Source organism: Acidovorax soli, from assembly GCF_014207955.1.
Taxonomy (GTDB): domain Bacteria; phylum Pseudomonadota; class Gammaproteobacteria; order Burkholderiales; family Burkholderiaceae_C; genus Acidovorax; species Acidovorax soli_A.
The window spans coordinates 219843-226054 of record NZ_JACHLK010000012.1 but is presented as its reverse complement, the minus strand read 5'-3'; the positions used below and the strand labels follow the sequence as shown (position 1 = coordinate 226054).

6 protein-coding genes are annotated in these 6212 nt (G+C 67.3%); 3 read left to right on the top strand and 3 right to left on the bottom strand.

Annotated elements, in window-relative coordinates:
• Both HNP48_RS25670 and ppa read right to left on the bottom strand, forming a co-directional pair.
• Positions 1-927 (bottom strand): MCP four helix bundle domain-containing protein (locus tag HNP48_RS25670; protein WP_184862488.1); only part of this gene is annotated, 927 nt, incomplete at its 3' end.
• A gap of 193 nt (positions 928-1120) precedes the next feature.
• On the bottom strand, positions 1121-1663 hold the full coding sequence (ppa, locus tag HNP48_RS25665) for an inorganic diphosphatase (RefSeq protein ID WP_184862486.1): 543 nt from the start codon (positions 1661-1663) through the stop codon (positions 1121-1123).
• A 241-nt stretch (positions 1664-1904) separates the two neighbouring features.
• Between ppa and HNP48_RS25660 the strand changes: the two genes are divergently transcribed.
• Complete coding sequence (locus HNP48_RS25660; protein WP_184862484.1) at positions 1905-3980, top strand: sodium-translocating pyrophosphatase; 2076 nt, start codon at positions 1905-1907, stop codon at positions 3978-3980.
• A 79-nt stretch (positions 3981-4059) separates the two neighbouring features.
• On the top strand, positions 4060-4446 hold the full coding sequence (locus tag HNP48_RS25655; RefSeq protein ID WP_184862483.1) for a VOC family protein: 387 nt from the start codon (positions 4060-4062) through the stop codon (positions 4444-4446).
• Positions 4447-4641: 195 nt separating this feature from the next.
• On the opposite strand, the gene HNP48_RS25650 is transcribed toward HNP48_RS25655, so the two are convergent.
• A complete protein-coding gene (locus HNP48_RS25650) occupies positions 4642-5247 on the bottom strand; it encodes a TetR/AcrR family transcriptional regulator (RefSeq protein ID WP_184862481.1) in 606 nt (201 codons plus the stop codon).
• Between the two features lie 120 nt (positions 5248-5367).
• On the opposite strand from HNP48_RS25650, the gene HNP48_RS25645 reads away from it, so the two are divergent.
• On the top strand, positions 5368-6189 hold the full coding sequence (locus HNP48_RS25645) for a metal-dependent hydrolase (RefSeq protein ID WP_184862479.1): 822 nt from the start codon (positions 5368-5370) through the stop codon (positions 6187-6189).
• The last annotated feature ends 23 nt before the right edge of the window (positions 6190-6212 follow it).

The following is a 6212-nucleotide window of genomic DNA, read 5'->3' as shown; positions in this document are numbered from 1 at the left end:
TTCCAGGGCCGAGGCCTGCTGTTCGGTGCGGGCGCTCAGGTCGTTGTTGCCCGAGGCAATCTGCGCGCTGGCCGAGGCCACGCTTTCGGCGTTGCTTCGCACGCCCGTGACCACGCGGGCCAGGTTGGTCCGCATGTCTTCGAGTGCAGAGAGCAACTGGCCCATTTCATCCTTGCCATGGGCCGGCATGGCCGCGGTGAGGTCGCCTTCGGCAATGGAGCGTGCCGCAGACACGGCCTGGCCCGCAGGGCGCGTGACCGAGCGCGTGATGGACACGCCCAGCACCAGGGCCAGCGCCACGCAGGCGGCCAGCGTGCCCAGCACCCAGACGCGGGCCGCCTGGAACACCGACTGCACTTCGGCCTGCTCCTGGTCGGCTTGCGCGGAGTTGATCTTCTGCAACTGGCCCAGGGTTTCGGCGGCGGCCACGAAAGCCGTCTCGGATTCGCCGGCAAACAGCCCGGACAAGGCGTCGGCACTCAGGGCCAGGGTGTCGTTGGTGCTGAAGTCCACCGCCTTGGCGACCTCGATCAGGTTGGACTGGAGCTTGTAGTAGGCGGCCTTGCGCGTGCGAAAGGCCTGGAAGGCCTCGCGTTCCTCACCCGGGCTGACCAGCGGTTCGTACTGCGCTTCCACGCGCTCCAGGTCCTTGGCGCGCGCCACCATCTGCTCGGCAAAGGCCTGGACTTCGGCCGTGCTGCGCGCGGTGATCATGCCGGCTTCGGAACGCCGCATGCGGTTCATCAGCACCCGCAGTTCGCCCGTGTAGCCCACGCTGGGCAGCAGGTTGCTCGCGATCTCCTGCGCGTTGTGGTGGATGCGGGACAGCTGGAACAGCGAGACCGCCCCCAACAGGGCCGTGAGCAGCACCAGGGCACAGAACCCCACCCCCAGCTTGAGCCCGATACGCACGTCGGAAATCTTCATATCACCCCTTGGCCATGGCCATCCCTGCCGGGGCGGGCGCGGGATTGCGCACCGCCACCCTGGATGGAACCAGTCTAGCAACGGCGGGGGCTCTGCACAGTGCGGGGTTTCCATGAAAAAAAGCATGCATGCCCGCGAGGGCATGCATGCTTTGTGCGCGGTGGGCCACCCACGGGGCGGCCGCTGCAGGCGATCAGGCCGCGTTGTTCTTGGCCTTGAAGTTGGCGATGCCGTCCATGATTTCCTTCTTGGCGGCGTCCAGGCCTTCCCAGCCCAGCACCTTGACCCACTTGCCGGCTTCCAGGTCCTTGTAGTGCTCGAAGAAGTGGCTGATGGCCTTCAGGCGCATCGGGTTCACGTCTTCCACCTTCTGCCAGTGGGTGTAGATGGGCAGCACCTTGTCGGTGGGCACGGCCAGCACCTTGCCGTCCACGCCGGCTTCGTCTTCCATCATCAGGATGCCGATGGGGCGGCAGGGCACGACCACGCCAGGGAACAACGGGTAGGGGGTGATCACCAGCACGTCCACCGGGTCGCCGTCGCCCGACAAGGTCTGCGGCACATAGCCGTAGTTGGTGGGGTAGTGCATGGCGGTGGTCATGAAGCGGTCCACGAAGATCGCGCCCGATTCCTTGTCCACCTCGTACTTGATCGGGTCGGCGTTCATCGGGATCTCGATGACGACGTTGAAGGCGTCTGGGGCGTTCTTGCCTGGGGGTACGTGGTTCAGGGACATGTCTTTGGAGAGTGGTTTGGAACGATAACCCGCGAGCCCGGTTCAAGGCCCAGAGCGTCGGGATTAACCCTGATTTTAGGCGCATGCCCCTTTCTGCCCGCTTGCAAACCCCTGTTTGCCTGTAAATTGGGTCTGTTGGCCAATCGACTCCGGGAGGAGCACGAGGAAGCAACGCAGCGGAAGCACTACCGGCCTGCGTTGTGTTTCCTTTCCGTGCAACTGAAAAACCAAGGAGAAATGAATGGCTGACAACTCAGCGCTGACGTCCCCTCTGATACTGGCAGTGGTTTGCGGATTGATTGCGGTGGCCTATGGCATCTGGGCCCGCGGCTGGATTCTGGCCAAGGATGCAGGCAACGCGCGCATGCAGGAAATTGCCGCCGCCATCCAGGCTGGCGCAGCGGCCTACCTGGCCCGGCAGTACAAGACCATTGCCATCGTCGGCGTGGTGCTGGCCATCCTCATCGGCGCCTTTCTGGACCTGACCTCTGCGCTCGGCTTCGTGCTGGGCGCCTTTCTCTCGGGCGCCTGCGGCTTCATCGGCATGAATGTCTCGGTGCGCGCCAATGTGCGCACGGCGCAGGCCGCCACGCAGGGCATCGGCCCCGCGCTCGACGTGGCCTTCCGCGGCGGCGCCATCACCGGCATGCTGGTGGTGGGCCTGGGCCTGCTCGGCGTCACGGGCTTTTACTGGGCGCTGGCGCGCGGCGGGGCCACGGGGCCCATGCTGGCCGAAGCGCTCAACCCGCTGATCGGCTTTGCCTTCGGCTCCTCGCTGATTTCGATCTTCGCGCGCCTGGGCGGCGGCATCTTCACCAAGGGCGCCGACGTGGGCGCCGACCTGGTGGGCAAGGTGGAGGCCGGCATCCCCGAGGACGATCCGCGCAACCCCGCCGTGATCGCCGACAACGTGGGCGACAACGTGGGTGACTGCGCCGGCATGGCGGCCGACCTGTTCGAGACCTATGCGGTGACGCTGATCGCCACCATGGTGCTGGGCGCGCTGATGGTGGCCAAGGCCCCCGGCCACGCCGTGGTCTACCCGCTGGCGCTGGGCGCCGTGTCCATCGTGGCCTCCATCATCGGCTGCTTCTTCGTGAAGGCCTCGCCGGGCATGAAGAACGTGATGCCTGCCCTGTACAAGGGCCTGGCGATCGCGGGCGTGCTTTCGCTCGTCGCGTTCTACTTCGTCACGGTGTGGATCATGCCGGACAACGCCATCACGGCCAGCGGCAGCCAGATGCGCCTGTTCGGCGCCTGCGCCACGGGCCTGGTGCTCACCGCCGTGCTGGTGTGGATCACCGAGTTCTACACCGGCACGCAGTACTCGCCGGTCAAGCACATCGCGCAGGCCTCCACCACGGGCCACGGCACCAACATCATCGCCGGGCTGGGCGTGTCCATGCGCTCCACGGCCTGGCCCGTGGTCTTTGTCTGCGTCGCCATCCTGGCGGCCTACCAGCTCGCAGGCCTGTACGGCATCGCCGTGGCGGCCATGTCCATGCTGAGCATGGCGGGCATCGTGGTGGCGCTGGACGCCTACGGCCCCATCACCGACAACGCCGGCGGCATTGCCGAGATGGCCGAGCTGCCCAGCAGCGTGCGCGACATCACCGACCCGCTGGACGCCGTGGGCAATACCACCAAGGCGGTGACCAAGGGCTATGCCATCGGCTCGGCGGGCCTGGCCGCGCTGGTGCTGTTCGCCGACTACACGCACAAGCTGGAGACCTATGGCAAGGCGATTTCGTTCGACCTGTCGGACCCGCTGGTCATCGTGGGCCTGTTCATCGGCGGGCTCATCCCCTACCTGTTCGGCGCCATGGCCATGGAGGCCGTGGGCCGCGCTGCCGGCGCCGTGGTGGTGGAGGTGCGCCGCCAGTTCAGCACCATCAAGGGCATCATGGACGGCACGGGCAAGCCCGAGTACGGCAAGGCCGTGGACATGCTGACCAGCGCCGCCATCAAGGAGATGGTGGTCCCGAGCCTGCTGCCCGTGGTCGTGCCCATCGTGGTGGGCCTGGCCCTGGGGCCCAAGGCCCTGGGCGGCCTGCTCATGGGCACCATCGTCACCGGCCTGTTCGTCGCCATCTCCATGTGTACGGGCGGCGGCGCCTGGGACAACGCCAAGAAGTACATCGAGGACGGCCACCACGGCGGCAAGGGCAGCGAGGCGCACAAGGCCGCCGTGACCGGCGACACCGTGGGCGACCCCTACAAGGACACGGCCGGCCCGGCCATCAACCCGCTGATCAAGATCATCAACATCGTGGCCTTGCTCATCGTGCCGCTGGTGGTGAGCTTCCACAAGGGCTGATACCCTGCAGCCATTGCCCATGCAGCCACGGCCCGCTTCGGCGGGCCTTTTTATTTGCCGAAACGCCCCCTACGCCACCATGCCCCTCACCGTGCAATCGCTGGACCATGTGGTCCTGACCGTCGCCAGCATCCCGGCCACCATCGCCTTCTACGAGCGCGTGCTCGGCATGCAGGCGCGCGAGTTCAAGCCGGGGCGCCACGCCCTGCATTTCGGCGCGCAGAAGATCAATTTGCACGAAGTCGGCACGGTGGTGGACCCCAACGTGCGCCACGCCACGGCGGGATCGGGCGACCTGTGCTTTCTTACGCGCACGCCGCTCGACGAGGTGCTGGTGCACCTGGCCGCCGAAGGCGTGGCCGTGGTGCAGGGGCCGGTGGGCGCCACAGGGGCGCAGCACCGCCTGCGCTCGGTCTATATCTACGACCCCGATGAGAACCTGATCGAGATCGCCAACGAGGTGTGAGATGAAGCCCCCCCTGAGGCGCTCCGCGCCTTCACCCCTCTCTCATATTGCTTTGCAATCTGGGAGGGGGACGCCCCCGGTGCGGCGGGGCGGCCCTTGCACGGGGGTACTGGTTTGGGCCGCGCCAGTCTCATCGGCTGTGGGCCGCACGTAGCGCTACGGAGCATTGAAATCGAGCCCCCTGGCGGCCTCGGCTCAGAACTCCGCGGAGATCGCCGCGCGCAGCAGCATCGCTGCGGGCTCCACCAGCTCCTGCAGGTCGCTGGCGCGGCCCTCCTCGATGGACTGCAGCACCATTTCGTTGATGCCACCCACCACCGCCATGGCCATCTTGGGCTGCAGCGGGGCCTTGCGCAGGCGTTCGCCCGGGCGGTTGTTCACCACGTCGAGCATCAGGTCGGCCAGCTGCTGGTTGGCCCGGCGGCGCGCGGCCAGGCCCGCCGGGCCCAGGCCCAGCATCTCCACGAACAGCGTGCGCAGCAGCACGGGGTTGCGTTCGAGCACGCCGAAGTAGGCCTTGAGGGCCTGCTCTACCTGCGTCTGCCACTCGCTGTGCGGATCGATGGCATTGCGCAGCACGGTGATGGCATTGCCGCTGGCGACCTCGTAGAGCGCGATCAGGCACTCGGCCTTGTCGCCGAAGTTCTCGTAGAAGGTGCGGCGCGAGACGCTGGCCTCGCGCACGATGTCGGCGATGGTGGTGTCGGCATAGCCGCGCGCGGCCACGGCCCGCGCCATGCCTTCCAGCAGGCGGGAGCGGTGCACGGTGGAGGGGCTGGCAACGGTCGGGGCTTCGGTCATGGCGGCGGGAAGGAATTCCTGGGAATATCCGAAAAGGTACTTGACAGTACCACATTCCAGTCGCATCATAGGCGCTTGGTACCACAACGTACCAAAGCCTTTTCACCCCGGGAGCCTGCCATGACCGAACTCGTCGTCCGCCGCCTGCTCATCGACCTCACGGCGCCCTTCGAACGCCACTGGTGCGGTGGCGACGCCTTTCGCACGGCGTTCTTCAATGCGCTGTCGATGAGCTTCCCCGTGGGCGAGCAGTTCTTCATCGACGCCGTGCGCAATGGCCACAAGGCCCTGCCCGCCGAGCGGCAGGCGCAGTACGCCGACGAGGTGCGCGGCTTCATCGGGCAGGAGGCCACGCACCGGCGCATCCATGCGCTGTTCAACGGCCATCTCGACACGCAGGGCCTGGTCAACACCTGGGGGCCGCGCGCGGCCGAGCGCATGAAGCTCTTCGACGGTGCCGATGTGCGCCACCCCCTGGCGGTGACCGCCGCCAACGAGCACTTCACCGCCCTGCTGGCCGAGTGGCTGCTGGCCCATCCACAGGTGCTGGAAGGCGCCGAGCCCCGCCTGGCCACCATGTGGCAATGGCACTGCGCCGAAGAGGCCGAGCACAAGAGCACGGCCTTCGAGATCTACCAGGCCCTGGGCGGCGACCATGCCTGGCGCATCACCTGGTTCCGCCGCATCACGCTGGTGTTCCTGGGCGATGTGCTGCGCCAGACCGTGGGCAACCTGCGCCGCGACGGCACCCTGTGGCGCTGGGGCACCTGGACCAGTGCGGCGCGCTTGCTGTTCGGCCGGGGCGGCCTGGTGCGCGAGAGCTGGCGCCCCTGGCGCGCCTACCTGCGGCGCGACTTTCACCCCAGCCAGCATGGCAGCGACCGCTCCGAGCGCTGGCTCGCCGACCACCGCGATGCCTACACCCCGGTGGGCGCACGCTGAGCCCACCGACCACCCGACGACAC